This window comes from Oceanicaulis sp. UBA2681 (assembly GCF_002354675.1).
Taxonomy (GTDB): Bacteria; Pseudomonadota; Alphaproteobacteria; order Caulobacterales; family Maricaulaceae; genus Oceanicaulis; species Oceanicaulis alexandrii.
Genome location: NZ_DEMB01000003.1, coordinates 381,003 through 399,660, shown reverse-complemented (window position 1 = coordinate 399,660; position 18,658 = coordinate 381,003). Strand labels below are relative to the sequence as shown.

The window sequence follows — 18,658 nt, the reverse complement described above, 5'->3', positions numbered from 1 at the left end:
ACATAGGGTTTCGCCGAATACGGATCGCGCAGCACCTGAACGCCCTGGCGGTCGACCACCAGATAGCCACGTTCGAAATCACCAAAGGCGATGGAATAGCTGTTCGCGCCGATATCGGGCATGTCCTCGGCCTCGGTGACGGGATAGCCCATCAGGCTCGCCGATTGTCCCGCGCTCTGGGCGGGCTGCCAGATATATTGCCCGTCCGCATCCTTGAACTTGCGCACTGCGGACACCGTGGAGCGGTTCATCACAAAGCGGCCATTGGCGCGATAGGCTGTCTTGGGCGCATAGATCAGATCGATCAGCGCATCGGCGGGATCGGTCGCGGAGAAACCACCCGACACCCCGGTCGAGACAAACCCCATCTCGCCCCAGTTTTCCGTGCCCACTTCAGCCATCGTATAGCTGAGGAACCCGCGCGGCTTGTTGACGCCATCGCCGGACACAAAGGCCTTGCCTTCGGCTTCGGCGAACACGTCGCGCACTTCTTCAGCCAGCCATTGCTCGAGATCGACCAGCGCATCATCAAGGATCGCAGGCGTCGCGGCGGGCATGGCGTAAAGCTCGGCGGTGGGAAACTCCAATAGCTCCAGAGAGGACGCGTCGGTTTCAGGCCGGCTCGCGGTCTCCGCCGCCCAGGCGCCGGTGGCGCCGCCCGCGCTGACCGGTTTCTTGAAGGTGTGAGACCGCGTCTGTTTCACTGTGGCGATGGACCGGATCGGGCTGACCTCGCGGATCAGGCGTTCAATGCGGGTTTCCAGCTCCGCCGGGGCCACATGGCCGCCCTGAGCGCCGGTCTGGCCCGACAGCGCTTTTTGATCGAGCGCTGGCGTTTCACCGGTGCGCAGGAAGCCGCCCCAGCCCGCCGACTTCACATCGGCGCCGGAGAGGTCGGGCCGCGCCGCCTCCCGGCTCAGACGATCAAGGCGGGAATGGGCCTCGTTCAACGCGGCGTCGATGCGGTTCACCTTGTCGGCAATGAGCGGATCGGCGCCGGTCTTGGATTCCAGCGCGTCCAGGCGGTCATCATTGGCCTGTTTGAAGTGTTCAAACGCGGCCAGCATATCCGCCATGGCCACGCGCGTGTCAGCGGAAGGAACCGCCATCTTGGTTTCCCGGCTCATGAAAATCCTTTCTGTTCATGATGCATAGTCAAAGCGGTCAGGCCGCCGACGCGGCGAGCCGCGCCTCAGAAGCCCCAAGGACGCGAAGCCGCGCCTGGGCCAGCATGGGAAAGGTGACGATGGACACCTCCCACAGATCGAGCTGCAACAGATCGCGTCCGCCGCCCGGTCGGGGCGCGGAGCGTTGCGTGCGAAAGCCGATGGAGAGGCCATCCACCGCCCCCTCGCGCACCAGCCCCAGGGCGGCGCGCCCGCGCGGGGCGGTGGAGAGAATGCGGCCGCGGACATAAAGCCCGCGGCCGTCCTCGGCGATCTCGTCCCAGACGCCCACAGGTTCAGCCGCGTCATGCTGGAACAGCATGCGCACGCCTGTGGGGCCTCGCGCTTTCAACCCCTCTGCAAAGGCTCCCGCGCGGACCAGATCACCGCCCTGATCCTCGATATCAAACAGGCTGGCATAACCAGCCACCTCCAGCGTTTCGCCGGAGTTGTTCAGCGCCTGCATGCGCGCCTCCCCTGATTGTGAAAATGTCGGACCGGTCAGTCCTGTTCGAGGCGACGCTCGATGCGTTCCAGCGCGGCGCGCGAATACGCCGCGTGCGCTTCCAGCCGCGCCAGACGTTCAGCCACCGGCGCGGTGGCGTCGGCGCGGATTTCCAGCTGGTCGAGGCGCTCATTGGCGGCGCCGGTCCACATCAGGGCGCCCGCGGTCTGCAGCGTCAGCGCCAGAATGACGCCGAGGGTGATCGAGCGATCCAGCCGCCAGGGGCTGATCGTCTGAGACGCATCACTCATGACATGTCTCCTTGCGGAGCGAGGCCCAGAAGGACGCGTTTCTCATCGGGCGACAGGAAATCCGCGCCGGAGATTTGCGCCCAGCGCGCGGCGCGCTCCTCGGTGAAGGCGGGCAGGCCGTCTTCATCCACGCAGAGCTTCGGATCGGTCCCGAACCAGGGCGCCAGAAACCGATTGAGCGCGGCGGCGGTTTTCTTCGCCAGCGGCAGCACCGTCTGGCGATAAAACGCCTGATTGGCCTCGCGATAATTGGAATAGGTGTTGTCGCCGGGCAGCCCCAGCAACATGGGCGGCACCCCGAACGCCAGCGCGATTTCGCGCGCCGCCTCGCGCCGCGCCTGGATGAAATCCATCTCGGCGGGGGAATGCCCCATGGGCTTCCAGTCGAGCCCGCCTTCCAGCAGCAAGGGCCGCCCCGCATTGTCAGGGCCGGTGTAGAGGCTTTCCAGTTCAGCTTTCAGCCGGTCAAACTGATCCGGCGTCAAACGCCCCTGCCCCTCTGATCCGGTCTTCATCACCAGGGCGCCGGACGGGCGCGCCGCGTTATCCAGCAGCGCCTTCGCCCAGGCGCCGCCCGAGGCGTGCACATCCACCGCCCGCGCCGCCGCCTCCATGGGCGACAAGCCGTATTGATCGTCGGTCGGGTTAAAGAGCTTCAGATGCAGGACCGGCGAGCGGCCCGACGCGCGGTCCCGCTGAAACACCTGCGCGCCTGTGGCTGTGCGATATTCCCACCCCTCCGCCCAGCCCTTGGGGCCGGTCATCACCCGCACCCGGTCAGGCCGCAGCGCGTACAGCCCCGGCGTGCCCGCTTCAAAGCCGGACAGATGCAGATAAGCGTCGCCCGCGACCTGAAGATGGCTCTGCACGCTGTCCATCAGCTCGGCGCCGGACTGGTCAGGATTGGGCGCTGTGATCAGCGCCAGCGCAGCCTGGCTGACCCGATCCTCGCCAGAGGTCTTCAAAGGCGTCGCAGAAACAGCCTCGGCGATCAGCCGGACACAGCGATGGGCGACCGCGTTTCGGGCATAGCCTTCGGTGGCGAAGGCGGCGTAGCCGCGCGGGCTCCAGCTCGCCCCCGTCCCGAATCCGAGCGCAAGGGTTCGCCCGGCCGCCTTGCGACCGAGACCCAGCCATTGCTTGAGCATGGCGTTCTCCAAAAATGTCGGGTTAAGTGACAACCAAAGCGGGTATCAAAGCGATTTCGATACCGATTCGACGATGCCCCCTTGAGAGCATTGCAAAATCTACGACAATGGTGGGTGCTGACTGATTCGGCAGCAAGGTGAGCGAGTGGCACCTACAGTCCACTCTATGGAGTTTGGCATGTCCAAAACCACGAAGATCGGCCGCAGTGCGGTGACCGGGCGTTTCGTCCCTGTCTCCAAAGCACGCAGCGCGCCTCGGACTCACGTGGTTGAGACGATCCGGCCCAGTTCGCCTTCTAAGAGAGGTAAATAGGCCGCTTGTCTCAATTGCTGGATGACTTGAGCTTCGGTCAACCGGCAACTAGCGGCAAAGCCGCGCAGGGAACCAACGATCCACACGAATTGGCGTTCACTCGGATCGCCGGCTCCCCTCCAGCAGACTACTGGCTTCCAAAACCAGTAGTGCATCCGAAATAATCCATCAGGATGCGGCCTCAAGTTCCACCTTGGGGCCGTTTTCTTATCGAAACCCTTACAGAGTCGCTAGTGGCTAGCAACATTTTTCCCGCTTAGTTAGAGCTCCGTCTAGCTTCACAACACTCGCAGCCGGGGGCTGGCGGCGGAGGGCGTGAGGGCGGCGACCGCCCAGACCAGCGCATCCACCCGGTCCGGGCTGCCGCTCTGGTCAGGCGCGCCAAAGCTGCACATCTGATCTTCCAGCGCCGGCATGCGCACCGCATGTCGAACCCGGCCGCGGGCATAGAGCGCGGCGACGGGCTCGGCCCGCGCCCGCTTGCCGCGGCTGGCGTGAACCAGCCGCACCGGCAGATCCGGCGCTGCGGCCTGCAACACGGCGCGGACCATGTCCCCGCCCTGATTGGCCTCGGCGATCACAGCGTCTGCATCCAATGCGTCAAAGGTTTCCGCCACCCGCGCCGCCCAGTCTTCGGGCCGCGCCTGCAGGCTTGCATCTTTCAAAATCACCAACCGGGCCTCCCGACCCTGACCGGAAGCGCCGGCGGCGATGATGCCGCATTCATCCCCGGTCGCGCTGGCGGGCGGGTCCACCGCCACCACCACGCGCTCGGGCTCGAACTCTGAAAGCGCCAGCGCCTGATCAATCAGGCCACGCGTCCACAACGCCCCTTCAGGGTCGTCGATCAGCACGCCCTCAAGCTCCTGTCGCGCCAAACGGCTGGCGCCATAGCGTTCGGTCATCGCCGCGACGAAACCCGGCGCCAGATTGGGCGCGTTCGCATCGGTCGCAGCATGGCTGATCACCACGCCCGCCTGTTTCAGAAGCGCTTTCAAAGCTGGCAAGGGCCGCGGCGTGGTGGTGATCATCAATTGCGGCTGCTCGCCCAGCCGAAGCCCCAGCCCCAGCATGTCGAGTGTCTCCTGAGGCCGGGTCCAGGCCGCGAATTCATCCGCCCAGGCGCAATCAAATTGCGGCCCGCGCAAGCCGTCCGGGTCTTCAGATGAAAAGCCATAGGCCATCGCCCCGTCCGGCCAGACCAGACGGTGACGGCTGGCTTCATAGCGGGGACGGTCCTCATCCTCGCCGATATTGAGAAAGCCTGACGGGCCGGACACCATCACCTCGCGCACATCGGAAAAGGTCGGCGCCACCAGCGCGATGCGCCGTCTGCCCGCCTTCACCTGCGCCCTCACCCACTCGGCGCCGGCGCGGGTCTTGCCAGCCCCGCGCCCACCGAGAAACAACCAGGTGCGCCAGTCGCCGTCAGGCGGCAGCTGATCAGTGCGCGCCCAGAAGCGCCAGCTCGTCGCGAGGCGCTTCACCTCCCGAGGGGTCTGAGTGCGCACCCACGCCCTTCGCTCTGAGATGCTCTGCAAGGCGATCGAGCCGGCGATCGAGTTCGGCGTAATAGTCTCGTTCGTCACCAGCCGACTCCTCGGTATTCACGGCGGAAGCGCCGCCCTTATCGGTGTGGGTCATGGTTTCACTCCAGTGTTTGAGATCGCGGCCCGCCTTGATCAGCGCGGCGATGGTTTTCGCCTGCCGCTCGGCCTTGCCCGCATCGCCCGCGTCGAGCGCCGCCAACGCCGCTTCCAGGCGCCGGTTCAGCTCCGCGATCATCCTTGCGGGCGCGGGGGGCGGGAAATGCTGGTCAATCCAGCCGCATCTGTCGGTGATTGTTTTCGGCTTCAGCCCGAAAGCCTCCGCCAGATGTTCGGCGCCCTGCCCGGCCCGCCAGCCTTCATGAATGGCGATCCAGTCATAGCGCCGCCCCGCTCCCGTCCGTTCCGGCGCCGGGAGGGGCGTCTTCGTGTTCATTTCGACCATGCCTGAAGACTAGCCGATAACCGCCTCGGTCGGATTGAAACCGCACGGTTTCGGCCAACGCCTTGCGGCGTCAGGGACGGACGGTTCAAGGATGAAGGACAGGCGAGGCTTTATCCCCGCTTTGCGTCCTGACGGCTGACGATATGGCTCTCGAAATCGCCCTCGTCGACGTCATTTTCGCTGACAAGCTTGCCTTTGACCGAATGCCCGGCCTGCACCACGCTTTCAGGGTCACCGGTTTTCAGCGGATGCCAGTCGGGCAGGCTCTGGCCTTCATTCAGCAAGCGATAGGCGCACGTGTCGGGCATCCATTTGAGCTGGTCGATATTCTTTGCGCTCAGTCGCACGCAGCCGGGCACATGGGTCTGGCGGTTGGCGTAATCGGTGCAGCGCACCGTTTTCAGGTCCAGCAGCTTGCAGCCCACATTGGTGCGCCAGAACGTGTCAGGGTCATCTTCATCGCCTAGAATGACGACGCAGCATTTACCGCAGCCATCGCACAACGACTCCCATTCGCTGTCGCTCATTTCAGAAAGCGACTTGCGTTCGTAAAAGGGACGATTATCGCTCATGGCCTAAGTTTAGCCGTGATCGGCTGATTTTGAGACATGTCCCAAAGCCCGTACGGGCTGCGAAACCCTATTGAGGTCCGCCATCACATTCCGCGCCGATCAATCGCCCTCCCTGATAACCCGGCTCAAAGCCCGCTGGCGTCTGATCGCCCTCGTCACCGTGCAACTGGTGCTGCTGGCGGGGCTGGCCTGCGGGGTTGTAATCTGGCGTTGGGCCTACCACGACTTGCCGCCCGTTCCAACAAACGCACAGGATTTGTGGAGCGTAAGGCGCGAGGCGGCGGTGACGGTGCTGGCGGAAAACGGCGCCATTCTGGGCCAGCGCGGACCGCTCTATGCGCGACCTGTGCAGCTGGAAGACCTGCCCGATCATGTACCCCAGGCCTTCCTCGCTATCGAGGACCGGCGCTTTTACGATCATGACGGCTTTGACGAGCGCGGCTTCGCGCGCGCCATGTGGGCCAATCTGCGCGCAGGCTCGCTGGTCCAGGGCGGCTCGACCCTGACCATGCAGCTGGTGAAGAATTTGATCCTCAGCCCCGAACGCACCGCCAGACGCAAGCTGCAGGAGATCCGCATCGCCACCGAGCTGGAGCGTCATCTGACCAAGCAGGAAATCCTCGAGCTTTATCTCAACCGGGTCTATCTGGGCGATCAGGCCTATGGGGTGGAAGCTGCGGCCCAACGCTATTTCAACAAATCCGCCAGCGCCCTGACCGTCTCAGAAGCGGCGCTTCTGGCGGCGCTGCCCAAGGCGCCGTCGCGCCTGGCGCCGACTTCCAACCTGCCCGCCGCCCGCGCCCGCGCCGAGGCGGTGCTCTACAGCATGCTGGACGCCGGATTCATTGATCAGGCGACCTATGAGACGGCCCTTGAAAACCCGGCCGAGCTGGCGGCCGGCGATGAAAGCTTTGAGCCGGGCGCCTTTGGCTATGTGTTTGATCAGGCGGTGGCGGAAGCCCGAGAGCATCTGGGCGACGCCGCGGATACGCCCGATCTGGTGATCCGCACCAGCCTGAACGTCACCGCCCAGCGCGCCGCCGAGCGCGCCGTCGCTGCGGTCATGGACCTGCAGGCTGAAGCGCGCAACGCCGACGAAGCGGCTTTGGTGGCGATGGATCTTCAAGGCCGGGTGCGAGCGATCGTGGGTGGGCGCGATTACACCGCCAGCCAGTTCAACCGCGCGGTTCAGGCCCGCCGCCAACCCGGCTCGGCGTTCAAGCCCGTGGTCTTCGCCGCCGCGTTTGAAGCCGGCATGGAGCCCGCCACCGCCTTCAACGACGAACCCATCGAGATCGAGGGCTGGAGCCCGGAAAACTATGGCGGCGATTATCGCGGCCGCATCACCATCGCCGACGCCCTCAAACGCTCGATCAACACCGTGGCCGCACAGGCGGGCGCCGCGGTGGGCGCGGACGCCGTTGCGGAAATGGGACAGCGCCTGGGGATCACCACAGCCCTCAACGCCGTGCCGTCTCTGTCCCTGGGCGCCTCCGGGGTCAGCCTGATCGACATGACGCGGGTCTATGCCGTGTTCGCCAATGACGGTCGCCGCCCTGAACCGGTTCTGGTGCTGGAGGTGCGCAATTCGCGCGGCGATCTTCTGTATCAGGCGCCTGAAGCGACCGAAGGCCGCCAGGTGATCGAGCGCGAGCAGGCGCAATGGATGTCGACGCTGCTGCAAGGCGTGGTGATCGAAGGCACGGGCCAGCGCGCCCAGATCAATGGCCGCCGCGTCGCGGGCAAGACCGGCACCAGCCAGATGAGCCGCGACGCCTGGTTTGTCGGGTATACCGGCCAGCTGGTCGCCGGCGTCTGGGTCGGCAATGATGACGACACGCCCACGGACGGCGTCACAGGCGGTCAATTGCCCGCAGAGATCTGGCGCCGCTTCATGAGCGAAGCCCATGAGGGCCTGCCCGCCGCCCCGCTCTCGGCCCCGGCGCCGCAACGGCGCGGCGCCCGTGAAGAGCGGCTGGCAGCGTATTACTCGGCTTTGTCAGCGCGGTTTGAATCGCTCAGGGACGGCATAGACGGCTGATCCCCCCCGCCCTCTTTGCCCAGCAGCTCGCGCAGATCCGCGAGCTCTGAACGCAGGGCGCGCACTTCATGGATCAGCACTTCACGCTCGTCATGGGCTTCAGCCTGACGCTCGGTCTCGGCGTCAAAATGCTTGGACTGCATGGAATCCACGATCACCGCGATGAACAGGTTCAGCACGGCGAAGCTGGTGACGATCACAAAGCCGACGAAGAAGATCCAGGCGAACGGATGCTCGGCGATCACCGGCCGGGCGATTCCCATGGACCAGCTCTCCAGCGTCATCACCTGGAACAGGGTGTAGGCGGACCCGCCCAGATCGCCGAAAAACTGAGGGTGGGTGCCTGAAAACAGCTTCGCGCCCATCACCGAGGCGACGTAGAAAATCACCCCCAGCACCAGCATGATCGCGCCCATGCCCGGAATGGCCTTGCCCAGCGCCTCGACCACCGACCGCATTTCGGGAATGACCGAGAACAGGCGGAACAGCCGCAAGACCCGCAACGCCCGCAACACGGTGAACGCGCCCGCCGCCGGCACCAGCGAGATCGCCACCACCAGAAAATCAAACCAGTTCCAGCCTGACTTGAAGAAATTCAGCCTGTGGACGAAGACCTTCAGCACGATCTCGACCACGAAGGCGGCGATGATCGCGTGATCCGCATAGGTCAGCACCTGCACCATCAGCTCAGGCAGCGGATAGGTCAAAAGCCCCAGGATCGCAGCGTTCACAAGGATCAGCGTCGTGATGGTGTTGCGAAACGCCGCGCTGTCGAGCAGCCGCGCCACATGGTTCTTGGTCGCCTCAGGGGTCACATCGCTCATCACAGGCCTCAAAGCAGGAAGACAAGCGCTTGGTTAGCCGCGCCACCCGATTGGCGCAACGGTTTGTCAAAGTCGTCATGTCATATTCGCAGCCATGATGATCACCCTGTTGATGCTGCTGCAAAGCGCCATGCCCGCCCCGTCCGCACTGCCATCAGGCGCGATTCTGGACGCGCAGGCCCGTCGCGGCGTGTTGATGCGGCTGGATGGCGCCGCCGCGCAAAGCGTGGACGCCTGCATCAGCGCCTGTGATCTGACGGAGGGGTGTCAGGCCTGGACCTATCACCGCCCTGAAACGGCGCGCGCGCCGCGCTGTGACTTGCACCCGATTGCGGGGCCCAGCCATTTTGACCCCGGCGCGGTGACCGGCCTCTCCCCGGCATTGGCCGCGCGAATCGAAGCGGGCGCAGAACGCGCGCCCAGCCTGCGTGAACGCCGCGCCCTCACCCAAGATGCGCCGTCTGCAGAGCCGCGGCGGAGTGATGAACTGGCGGGCGGTTGAAAAACACAACTGAACCGGGTGTTAACCACGGTGCGCCACGCTTTCTTTACTCCATCGGCTGCATGGTAAGTTGCTCACTGCGGAGGCCGGCATGGCGGTTGCGTCCAAGCTTCACAAGCTGACCGAACTTGCGAAAGAAAAATCATCTGATCGCCGCCGCGATTTGCTGCGCGAGGTGACAGATCTGTTCTTTGACGCCCCGCCGGCTGTTGAGTCCGAGGCGCAGAGCCAGTTCGATGATATTCTGCGCACGCTCGCCAATGAAACCGCTCACGACGCCCGCGCCGAGCTGGCGGACCGCTTCGCTGACACGCCCTTCGCGCCCAAAGGCCTGATCCGGCAACTGGCGGCGGACGCCATCGAAGTGGCCGCGCCGATCCTGTCGCGCTCCACGGTCCTGAGCGAAGAAGACCTGGTCACCATCGTTCACGAAACCGGACAGGCCCATATCCAGGCCATCGCCAAACGCGAGACGGTTTCCGAACGCCTGTCGCACGCCATCGTGGAAAAGGGCGATGACGACACCGTCGCCACCCTGATCCGAAATGACGGCGCCCAGCTGTCGCGCTCCACCTATGAGCAAGTCGCCCGCCGCGCCGAGGACAGCGAAATCCTGCAAGAGCCACTGGTGGAGCGCGCCGACGCCCCCGCCGACCTTCTCAACGATCTGATGGTGGTGGTCAGCCGCACCCTGCGCGACAAGATCTCCCAGCGCTTTGACAAGCTGGAACCCGGCGTTCTGGAAGCGGCGCTCGCCGCGTCCCAGGCCCGGCTTGAAAAGCGTATGGCCGAAGACAAGGCGATCAATGAGGCGCGCCGCTATATCGCCTCCAAACAGGTCCGCAAGGAACTGGACGGCTCCTTGCTGGTCAGCCTGCTGCGCGAAAGAAAGCCCGTGCATTGCGCCCTGGGCTTCGCCGAGCTGACAGGGGTGGATTACTTCACCGCCAAGCGCGCTCTGGAGCATAAAAGCCCGGACGGGCTGGCGCTGATCTGCAAGGCGTCAGGCATTGAAAAAGCGCTGTTCGTCACCCTCGCCGTGCTGCGCAGCCAGGCGGCCGACAACGCCTTCAACGATGCGCGCGAGATCGGCGCCATCTATGAAGCGCTGGAACCTGAACAGGCCGAACGCGCCCTGCGGTTCTGGAAGCTGCGCAAACAGGCCGCCGCTGCGGCCTAGCGGCCGCCGTCGCCATCTCCGCCGCTATGGTTTTCGCCGCGAGCGATCTGTCGGTTCTGCTTGTCAGGCGCGTCGTGATCTTCGTGTTTCTTCACTTTGGGCGGCACGAAGACTTCTGCGCCGTCGTCGATGTAGATGGTGGTGGACGGGAAGGCGAAACCGGTCCCGGCCTCTTCCACGATCTGCTTGATGGCGAAGGCGAGTTCTTCCTTGATGCGCAGCCACTCGCCCCAGTTCGTGGTGGTGGTGAAGCAATACAGGAAGAAGTCGATCGAGGACGGCCCGAACTTGTCCACATGCATGAAGGTGGACACTTCCGGCGGCTTGGCGAACTCGGGATGGTTCAGCACCCAGTCCAGGACCTTGTCGCGGATAAACGCCAGCTGATCGGTGGTGGTCTTGTACTCCACCCCGATGATCCAGCTGATGCGGCGATGGGTCATGCGCGAGAAGTTGGTCACCGCCTGATCGGACAGGAAGGCGTTGGGCACATAGACCGGCCCCTTGTCGAAGCGGCGCACCAGCGTGGAGCGGAAATTGATCTGCTCGACCGTGCCCTCGACAATGCCCTCCACCTTGATCCACTCACCGGGGACAAAACGCTTTTCGGTCAGGATCAGAATGCCCGCGATCAGGTTCTTGAACAGATCCTGCGCGCCCAGCCCCACCGCCACGCCCAGAAGGCCCAGGCCGCCGATGACGCCCGCAACCGGGATTTCCCACAGCGACAGGATGGTCGCTACGCCGATGATCAGGAACAGGATGCGCAGCGCCTTCGCCATCCAGTCGATCATCACCGGATTGAGCGCGCGGCGCAGCGGAGCGAACAAAAGCGCCACCGGACCCACAGCATTATGAAGCGCCCAGAACAGAGCGATCACCATGACCGTCTGCACCACGCGGTCGCCATTGACCGGCGCGCCCTCAGCGTTCAGGCCCAATATCGTCATGGCGATGAACAGGCCGATGATCACCGGGATCAGCTTGATCGGGCCGTACAGCGCTTCCAGCAGCTTGTCGTCAAGCTGGGTTTCGGTCTTGGTGGCCGCCTTGCGCACCCGGGCGATGATCACCGAGGAAAACAGCCCCCGGAACACGATCGAAACCGCCAGCACGCCGATCGCGCTTAGCCCCTGCCCGACCGAAAAGCCCAGAAAGCTCGTCTCCCAGACCTGAGCGGCCAGGGTGAAGAAGTCCGACATGGACGCCCGAACCGGTTCGGGCAATTGCTCGGTGACGGCCTGTACGCTCATCAGCTGCGCTCCTTGGTGGCGCTGAAGGTGATGTTGGGGAATTTCTCCTGAGAGTAATTCACCTCCCAGGCTGATTTAGCCATGAACACCGGATCGCCGTCGATATCTTCGGCGACCGCTGTCTTGTGGCGGTCGATGAAGGCTTCCAGGTCCGCGTCAGACCCGGAAATCCAGCGCGCGGTGTCATAGGGGCTGGCTTCAAACACCACGTCGATGCCGTATTCATCGGCGACTCGCTGGGCCATCACCTCGATCTGCAGCGCGCCCACGGCGCCGATGATGAACTCGCCGCCCACCTGAAGACGGAACAGCTGAGTGACACCCTCTTCAGCCAGGGATTCGAGCGCTTTCTTGAGGTGCTTGGCCTTGAGCGGGTCTTTCAGCCGCGCCCGGCGCAGCATTTCCGGCGCGAAGTTCGGAATGCCCGACACCCGCCATTTGCCGCTTTCAGACAAGGTGTCGCCCACCCGCAGCACGCCATGGTTGGGCACGCCCATCACATCGCCGGCGAACGCTTCGTCGGCGATCTCGCGATCCGACGCGAAGAACAGGATCGGATTGTGCACCGACAGCGTCTTGCCGCCTTCGGTTTTCAGCTTCATGCCGCGCTTGAACTGGCCTGAGCTGAGGCGCACGAACGCCACCCGGTCGCGGTGGTTGGGGTCCATATTGGCCTGCACCTTGAAGACGAAACCGGCGACTTCCTTGTCACCCGGCTCCAGCACGTCGCGCGGGCCTTTGGCGGCGGCTTGCGGCTGCGGCCCCGGCGCGTGATCGGCCAAGGCGTCCAGAAGCTCATGCACGCCGAACCGGCGCAGCGCCGAGCCGAAATAGACCGGGCTGAGATGGCCTTCCTCAAAGCTCTTGCGATCAAAAGCGGGCAACAACTCACGCGCCATGTCGACGCCTTCGGTCACTTCAGCCAGCTCTTCCTCGTTGAGAACCTTGTGGATCGCGTCCCCGTCCAGCGACACCCGTTCGGAGCGGCTGACCTCGCTGTCATCGGGACGCTTGTAGAGCACGAACTCATTGGTCTTGAAATCGGCGACGCCCTTGAAGCGGTTGCCGGACCCGCACGGCCACTGCATCGGACTGACATCGAGGGCGAGCTTGTCCTGAATGTCATCGAGCAGCTCGAACGGCTCCATGGCCTCGCGGTCGAACTTGTTGATGAAGGTGATGATCGGGATGTCGCGCAGGCGGCACACCTCCACCAGCTTCAGGGTGCGCGGCTCAACGCCCTTGGCGGCGTCCAGCACCATGATGGCGCAGTCTGCAGCCGTGAGCGTGCGATAGGTGTCTTCGGAAAAGTCCTCGTGGCCCGGCGTGTCGAGCAGGTTGAAGATCAGATCGCGATATTCATAGGTCATCACCGAGGCGGAGACCGAAATCCCGCGCTCGCGCTCGATCTTCATCCAGTCTGACTGGGTGCGGCGGTTCTCGCCCCGCGCGCGCACTTGCCCGGCCAGGCGGATGGCGCCCGCCTCCAGCAAGAGCGTCTCGGTCAGCGTGGTCTTACCCGCATCCGGGTGAGAGATGATGGCGTATGTGCGCCGGCGCGCCCATTGCGCGCCGTCAGCGGCGGAGGTCATCGGCATATCCTGCTAAAGTCTTCTGACCCGCGAGGTAGCCGAGGCGCAAGGCGCACGCAAGCGCCGAGGCGTCAGGCCTGCATGCGCGCCGGAACCTGAGACCACACCGCCATGTTCGCCATCTGACCGGAAAGACGGTTTTCCGTCTGCAGATCCAGCAATTGTTTCATCGTCACCAGAGACACGGAGGCCAAGCGCACCTGGACATCTGCGGATGTCTTGCCGCCCTGAGGCGAAACCGCCAGCAGCGCATTGGCTTCATCGGTTTTCAGGGCAATGAGACTGGCGAGGAACATCCCGCTCTCCGGGTCGGTTTTGGCCAGCCCCGGGCGCTCATACACCCACTCACGAACCATTCTGATGACTTGTCCGATCCGCATGTTGCGGAGCGTCAACGCATTGATTCCCAGGGCGTCTCCGCGCTCGCGCGCAGTCTGACTGGCGTCGCCCAGATCATAGAGAGCATCGTTGAACAAGAAGAGCATTTTGCATTAACCCGTCGGCGTTTTCCAACTGCGCCAGAGTATGCCGCAACGATCTTAAGATTTATCAATCGCCTCATTAAGGAAGTGTCGACCATGCGGGTCGTCCACCTCCACCAGCCACAGATCCGGATCATCCTCCATCCGGCGTCTGGCATAGGCGTCCGCGTCCTGCTCCGGGACAGGGTCTGACCCCAGCGGCGTCATCCAGACCCGCTCGCCCTCGACATTGCGTATCGGCGCATAGAGCTGAGCCATGCGCTCGGGCAGCAGAGTTTTCAACAAGATAACGCCCGCATCGGGATCCCCTTTATGGGCCACGTAGATGCTGGCGCCCGCGCTTTCCGCACGCCAGCGCAAGGCGTCCACCCAAAACCGCGCTCTCAGATCGGTCATCGTCAAACCACTTGCTGGCAGGGCAATTGCTTAATAGTCTGTTAATCGAGGGGAACGTTTCATGCTGACACAAATTCGTCCACTGAGCCTTATTGTTATAGGTCTCATCGGCCTTGTCGCCGTTCAGGCGCAGGCTGCGGCCCAGGATTTCCGGGCCGCCCGATCCGAAGAAGTGCTGCTGACAGAGCTGACGGACGCCGCGTCCGACCTCCGGCTTGACGCGGAACACCGTGAAATCCGCATCCCCTTCACCATCGCGCCCAGCGCCGATCCGTCCGGAATCGAACTCTTGATGAACGCCATCCCCGACAGCGCCCGTTCCGGCGGCCGCATCGAGGCGTTCGTGAACCGCTCGCGCGCCGTGGTCCTGCAACCCCGCGCGGAATCCTTTGAGGCCCGCTTCGCCCTGTATTCCGACGATCTGCGCGCCGGCGACAACACGCTGGTTCTGCGCATCGTCGAGCCGGGTGAAGACGGCTGGACCATTTCCGCCCAGGCGAGCCGGCTGCGCATCTCCGCCGCCCCGCCCCTGGGCTATTCCGCCCTGTCTGAAGTGGAAGCCGCGCTGAGAGCGGATTTCGCCGCGCCTCGCCGGGTGCATGTGGACGCGCAAGCCGCGGGCGATGACGAGCTGGCCGTGGCCGCCCTGATCGCTCAGGGTCTGGCGCTACGCATGGGTGAAGCCCCGATCCTGGTCAGCGACGCCGAGGTCGCTGAGCTGGTCGTCACCGCGTTCGTGCGCGGCTCTGGCGCGCCGGCCATCGATCTGACCGGCCCGTCCGAAGTGCGCCTGTCCGCCGCCTCGCCAGCCGCGTTGATCGCCTCGGCGCGTCTGTTCGCCGCCCGCTCCATGCAGGCGCACACCGTGCGCTTTGACATGGCCGCCGCCCTCAACGCGCCGCGTCTTGAAGTGACCCCGGCGCCGGTCAGCGCCAACCGCGACGCGCTGGCGGGGCTCGCCAATCTGGGCGCGCCGTTCGGGCTCGATCAGGGCGGCCGCGCCGCCGTGGTCATCGCCGCCTCTGATGAAGACCAGCGCAACGCCGCCCTGTCAGTGATCGCGCGCGCCGGTCTCGCCTCGGGCTCGGCCTGGCTGTACGCCTGGTTTGGCGATGATATCGACGCCGCGCCTGCGCGCTACGACCTGATGGTTCTGGGCCCTCAGGCCTCGCTGGACCCGCGCCTTCTGGCTGCGGCCCCGGGTGAAGTGCGCGCCGCCGCGAACGCCGCCGCCAATCGCACGCCGCAACGCCGGCGCTATTACGGCTCCACCGCCTACGCCGCCGATCCCAGTGAGCGCGATGCGCGCATCACCGGCGTGGCTGCGCTGTTCGCCACGCCCGAAGGCCGCCAGGTCGCTCTGTTCACCGCCCCTGACGGCGCTGATTTCGCCCGCGCCGCCAAACGTCTGGCCCGGTCGGAAATGTGGACCGAGCTCGATGGCCGCGCCGCCCTGTGGGACGCCAGCAATGTGACCCATTTCGGCCCGTCCGCAGCGCCGCGTTTCTCCGCGGAATGGATCAGCGGCGAGCTGCGCGCCCATGACGAATGGCTGGCGCTGGGCGCCTTCTCGCTGGCTGTGCTTCTTTTGCTCGGCAGCATCAATGTAAACCGGACGTCAAGACGCACCTCGTAAGATGACGGGATGTGGCTCGCATCCCTCACCCTTCTGACCGCGCAATCCGCGGCCAATATCGACGCCTCGTTTGACGCCTATGAATTGCGTCTTGAAGCGCGGTCGGCGGACGAGGCCTGCGCCGTCTTCACTGAGGTGGAGCGCGACCTACTGAACGCCGCCATCCGGCGCAGCCGGGACGACGCCGTACTGCAAGGCGCCAGCCCCGCCCAGCTCAACCAGTTTGAAGACCGCCAGCGCGACGCGTTTGAAACCAGCTGCCGGGCCGCGTTCGACCTGCCCGGCGTTGCGCGTCATCGCGATGAAGTGTTTCGGCTGACCGGTTTTGATCAGGCGCGCTTTCAGGGCCGCCTTCAGGGCTGGACCGCCCAGCGCGGCGGCGTCTCTGATGATTACGCCCGATGGAGCATCGTGCAGAGCCTGGGTCAGGGCGACGCCAATTTCGGGGTTTTCCAGCAAGGCGACACGACCGGACTGGCGCTGAGCCTGCGCACATCCTTGCGTCCCGCCTATGCTGTGGCCTTCCTGCGCGACACCAGCCAGGAACCCTACCCCGTGGACATGACCGCAGGCGGCTTGCTGGCGCCGCCGGACAATGACCCGGTCAGCGCCTGGAGCGCGCCTTCAGACCGGCTGGTCCGGGTGTTCGCCACTGAAGCGCTGAGCGCCCAGCGCGCTGGCGAGCTGGCGCCCGCCGCGGGCGCGCCTGCCGTAGGCTTTCAATTTCCCGACACGCTGGTCGCGCAGCTGGCGAGCCTGGCGCCGCGCGAAGGCGCTCGCATTGATCTTTACGACGCCACAGGCGTGGTGATTGACCGTTATTGGGTGGAGATCGGGGCGCTGGACGCCGCCATGGGCTTCATGCGCCTGCCGCGCATGGCGCCGCAAAGCACGGCGGCGGCGCAGGACATGACCGCCTCCAACTAGTTCATCAAAACTTGTAAACAGATGGCCGAGGTCGCTTACGCCGCGCCGTCTTTGGCCTGGATGATGACTTCACCGGCCTGTTGCGCGGCGGCGATGCGCTGATGCACTTCCAGCGGGACGAAGTCAGTGACCTCGCCCTTGGCCTGTCCCATCACCGGCAAGCGCACGGTGACCGTGGTGCCCTGGCCCGGCGCGCTTTGCAGGCGGACTTCGCCGTCCTGCATATCCGCCAGCGCCTGCACCAGCGACAGGCCCAGGCCGGTGCCGCGTTCGGAGGTTTCCTTGCCAGAGCGCGTCTGATGATAGGGCGTGCCCAGTTCATCAAGCTCGTCCGCAGCGATGCCGACGCCGCTATCGCCGACCGCCAGAACCAGATCCGCCCCGTCCTGACGCGCCATCACAACGACGGCGCCGCCTTCAGGGGTGAATTTCACGGCGTTCGACAACAGGTTCAAAAGGATCTGGCGCATCGCCTTGCGGTCCGCCTTGACCGCCAGATCTGAATCGCCCGGCTCGCAATACAGCGCAATGCCGCGATCCTTGGCGCGCGGGCCGATCATCTTGGCGCAGATCGACACCACGTCGCGGGCGTCAAACTCTTCAGGGCTGAGCTCGTACTTGTCGGCTTCGATCTTGGACATGTCCAGAACGTCGCCGATCAGCTCCAGCAAATGCTCGCCGCTTTCATGGATCAGATCGCCATATTCGGCGTAGCGCGCCGGCAGCGGGCCGAACAGGCGCTGCTTGATGATGTCAGAGAAGCCGATGATGGCGTTGAGCGGCGTGCGCAGCTCATGGCTGACCGCCGCCAGGAATTCAGACTTGGACTGGCTGGCCGCCAGCGCGGCGTCGCGTTCGTCTTTCAGACGCGCGCTTTCTTCTGCGCTGAGCGTATCGGTCGCCGCGACTTCGGCGCGGGGCGGGTCAAGACGCACCACAAACCCCATCTCCGTCGCCAGCGCATGGGCGTCCAGCTCATGCCGGGCGCCACGCGCCGAGCGGACCGGGAACGCAAAGGCGCTTTCAAGGCCTGACGTGTCATTGAGCGCCGTCTGCAGCCCTTTATCGATCTGCGCACGGCCTGCATCATCAAACGCCAGCCCCTTCACGCACAGACCGCCCAGATCACGCGGCGCGCCAGGCGCATAGCCGCGCATGCGCCGGGACACCGCCGCGATACGTCCTGACCGGTCCAAAGCCATCAAGGCGGCGGGCGCATTCTCAAAACCCTGCGCCGCAGGCTCGAGCGCCTCCAGCTTCGTCTGCGCGCGCTCCAGCTGCCCCACAAGCTGAACCCGCGCCGCAAAGCCGCAAAGTGCGAAGAACACGGCCAGCGCCAACCCGGTAAGCGGGCTCGCCGTCAAAACCTCAGAGCCCCCTGCAAGCGGCCCCCACAAGCTCGCCAGCCCCGCCAGAAGGAAGGCCAGCGTATTCATGGTCGCGCTCAGGCGCACATCCTTATGCAAACCCGAGGCGGACAAGGCCGCCGGGCCGATCAGAAACGCCAACGCCGCCGGAGACAGGGCGGACCCCACAGCCAGAGCGGCGGCGAATCCGGGAAGGGTCCAGGCCAGCGCCAGGACAAAACGCACGATATCCAGGCGCGCCTTGCGCTTGCCGCCCAGCACCAGACCGAGCAAACCCGGCGCGGCGGCCACAGCCAGAAGGGCCAAATCGGCTTGCGCCAGAGGGGTTTGAACGCCGAAACCGATCAGGGCGACCAGTCCCAGCCAACCGCCATGAATCAGGCGCGGCGCCTGTTGATCCATGAATTTGGCGAAGGGGGCGATGCTTGGGCGCATGAAAGCGAATCTCGACTCACAAATGAGAATAGAACCGCACGCTCGTCTGGGGCCGTTAACAATTACTGAATTCGCG

18 protein-coding genes are annotated in these 18,658 nt (G+C 64.7%); 5 read left to right on the top strand and 13 right to left on the bottom strand.

The features are described from left to right. The 7 genes from B3M53_RS02715 to B3M53_RS02685 form a co-directional block, all read right to left on the bottom strand. Window positions 1-1,109: phage major capsid protein (locus tag B3M53_RS02715; RefSeq protein ID WP_286799600.1), on the bottom strand; the 1,109-nt coding region annotated here is incomplete at its 3' end. A gap of 55 nt (window positions 1,110-1,164) precedes the next feature. Then, window positions 1,165-1,632, bottom strand: a complete 468-nt coding sequence (locus B3M53_RS02710; RefSeq protein ID WP_273019548.1) for an HK97 family phage prohead protease — start codon at window positions 1,630-1,632, stop codon at window positions 1,165-1,167. A 35-nt stretch (window positions 1,633-1,667) separates the two neighbouring features. Continuing rightward, entirely contained in the window at window positions 1,668-1,922 is a 255-nt protein-coding gene (locus B3M53_RS02705) for a hypothetical protein (RefSeq protein WP_273019546.1), read from the bottom strand. Next, on the bottom strand, window positions 1,919-3,070 hold the full coding sequence (locus B3M53_RS02700) for a phage portal protein (protein WP_273019544.1): 1,152 nt from the start codon (window positions 3,068-3,070) through the stop codon (window positions 1,919-1,921). The genes B3M53_RS02705 and B3M53_RS02700 overlap by 4 nt, the downstream gene beginning before the upstream one ends. A gap of 591 nt (window positions 3,071-3,661) precedes the next feature. Further along, a complete protein-coding gene (locus B3M53_RS02695) occupies window positions 3,662-4,894 on the bottom strand; it encodes a DNA-packaging protein (protein WP_273019542.1) in 1,233 nt (410 codons plus the stop codon). Beyond that, entirely contained in the window at window positions 4,827-5,366 is a 540-nt protein-coding gene (locus tag B3M53_RS02690) for a hypothetical protein (protein WP_273019540.1), read from the bottom strand. Before B3M53_RS02690 ends, B3M53_RS02695 begins: the two co-directional genes overlap by 68 nt. A 119-nt stretch (window positions 5,367-5,485) precedes the next feature. Continuing rightward, the gene (locus B3M53_RS02685) at window positions 5,486-5,947 is read right to left on the bottom strand and encodes a YcgN family cysteine cluster protein (RefSeq protein ID WP_286799598.1); all 462 of its coding nucleotides are present in this window, start codon (window positions 5,945-5,947) and stop codon (window positions 5,486-5,488) included. 70 nt (window positions 5,948-6,017) lie between these two features. Between B3M53_RS02685 and B3M53_RS02680 the strand changes: the two genes are divergently transcribed. Further along, window positions 6,018-7,988: a transglycosylase domain-containing protein gene (locus B3M53_RS02680; protein WP_273019538.1), complete on the top strand. Its 1,971-nt coding sequence runs from the start codon at window positions 6,018-6,020 to the stop codon at window positions 7,986-7,988. On the opposite strand, the gene B3M53_RS02675 is transcribed toward B3M53_RS02680, so the two are convergent. Continuing rightward, window positions 7,934-8,812 carry an ion transporter gene (locus tag B3M53_RS02675; protein ID WP_273019536.1) on the bottom strand — a complete coding sequence of 293 codons (879 nt, stop codon included), beginning with the start codon at window positions 8,810-8,812 and terminating at the stop codon, window positions 7,934-7,936. The genes B3M53_RS02680 and B3M53_RS02675 overlap by 55 nt on opposite strands. A gap of 94 nt (window positions 8,813-8,906) precedes the next feature. Here B3M53_RS02675 and B3M53_RS02670 point away from each other — a divergent pair, with 94 nt between their 5' ends. Beyond that, window positions 8,907-9,314 carry a PAN domain-containing protein gene (locus B3M53_RS02670; RefSeq protein ID WP_022701807.1) on the top strand — a complete coding sequence of 136 codons (408 nt, stop codon included), beginning with the start codon at window positions 8,907-8,909 and terminating at the stop codon, window positions 9,312-9,314. A 91-nt stretch (window positions 9,315-9,405) separates the two neighbouring features. Continuing rightward, complete coding sequence (locus B3M53_RS02665; RefSeq protein WP_273019534.1) at window positions 9,406-10,494, top strand: DUF2336 domain-containing protein; 1,089 nt, start codon at window positions 9,406-9,408, stop codon at window positions 10,492-10,494. Here B3M53_RS02665 and B3M53_RS02660 read toward each other — a convergent pair. The 4 genes from B3M53_RS02660 to B3M53_RS02645 all read right to left on the bottom strand — a co-directional run bounded on the left by B3M53_RS02660 (window position 10,491) and on the right by B3M53_RS02645 (window position 14,217). Further along, window positions 10,491-11,747 (bottom strand): mechanosensitive ion channel family protein, encoded by a 1,257-nt coding sequence (locus tag B3M53_RS02660; protein WP_160092033.1) that lies wholly within the window; start codon window positions 11,745-11,747, stop codon window positions 10,491-10,493. The two genes, B3M53_RS02665 and B3M53_RS02660, sit on opposite strands and share 4 nt — an antisense overlap. Beyond that, complete coding sequence (locus B3M53_RS02655) at window positions 11,747-13,345, bottom strand: peptide chain release factor 3 (RefSeq protein ID WP_160092034.1); 1,599 nt, start codon at window positions 13,343-13,345, stop codon at window positions 11,747-11,749. Before B3M53_RS02655 ends, B3M53_RS02660 begins: the two co-directional genes overlap by 1 nt. 65 nt (window positions 13,346-13,410) lie before the next feature. Further along, window positions 13,411-13,815: a hypothetical protein gene (locus B3M53_RS02650; RefSeq protein WP_160092035.1), complete on the bottom strand. Its 405-nt coding sequence runs from the start codon at window positions 13,813-13,815 to the stop codon at window positions 13,411-13,413. Window positions 13,816-13,878: 63 nt separating this feature from the next. Further along, window positions 13,879-14,217: a DUF1491 family protein gene (locus B3M53_RS02645; RefSeq protein ID WP_160092036.1), complete on the bottom strand. Its 339-nt coding sequence runs from the start codon at window positions 14,215-14,217 to the stop codon at window positions 13,879-13,881. Between the two features lie 61 nt (window positions 14,218-14,278). On the opposite strand from B3M53_RS02645, the gene B3M53_RS02640 reads away from it, so the two are divergent. Further along, window positions 14,279-15,853, top strand: a complete 1,575-nt coding sequence (locus B3M53_RS02640) for a hypothetical protein (RefSeq protein ID WP_022701801.1) — start codon at window positions 14,279-14,281, stop codon at window positions 15,851-15,853. Window positions 15,854-15,862: 9 nt separating this feature from the next. Then, complete coding sequence (locus tag B3M53_RS02635; protein ID WP_273019517.1) at window positions 15,863-16,780, top strand: hypothetical protein; 918 nt, start codon at window positions 15,863-15,865, stop codon at window positions 16,778-16,780. A gap of 35 nt (window positions 16,781-16,815) precedes the next feature. On the opposite strand, the gene B3M53_RS02630 is transcribed toward B3M53_RS02635, so the two are convergent. Then, window positions 16,816-18,582 carry a sensor histidine kinase gene (locus tag B3M53_RS02630; RefSeq protein ID WP_273019515.1) on the bottom strand — a complete coding sequence of 589 codons (1,767 nt, stop codon included), beginning with the start codon at window positions 18,580-18,582 and terminating at the stop codon, window positions 16,816-16,818. Between the last annotated feature and the right edge of the window lie 76 nt (window positions 18,583-18,658).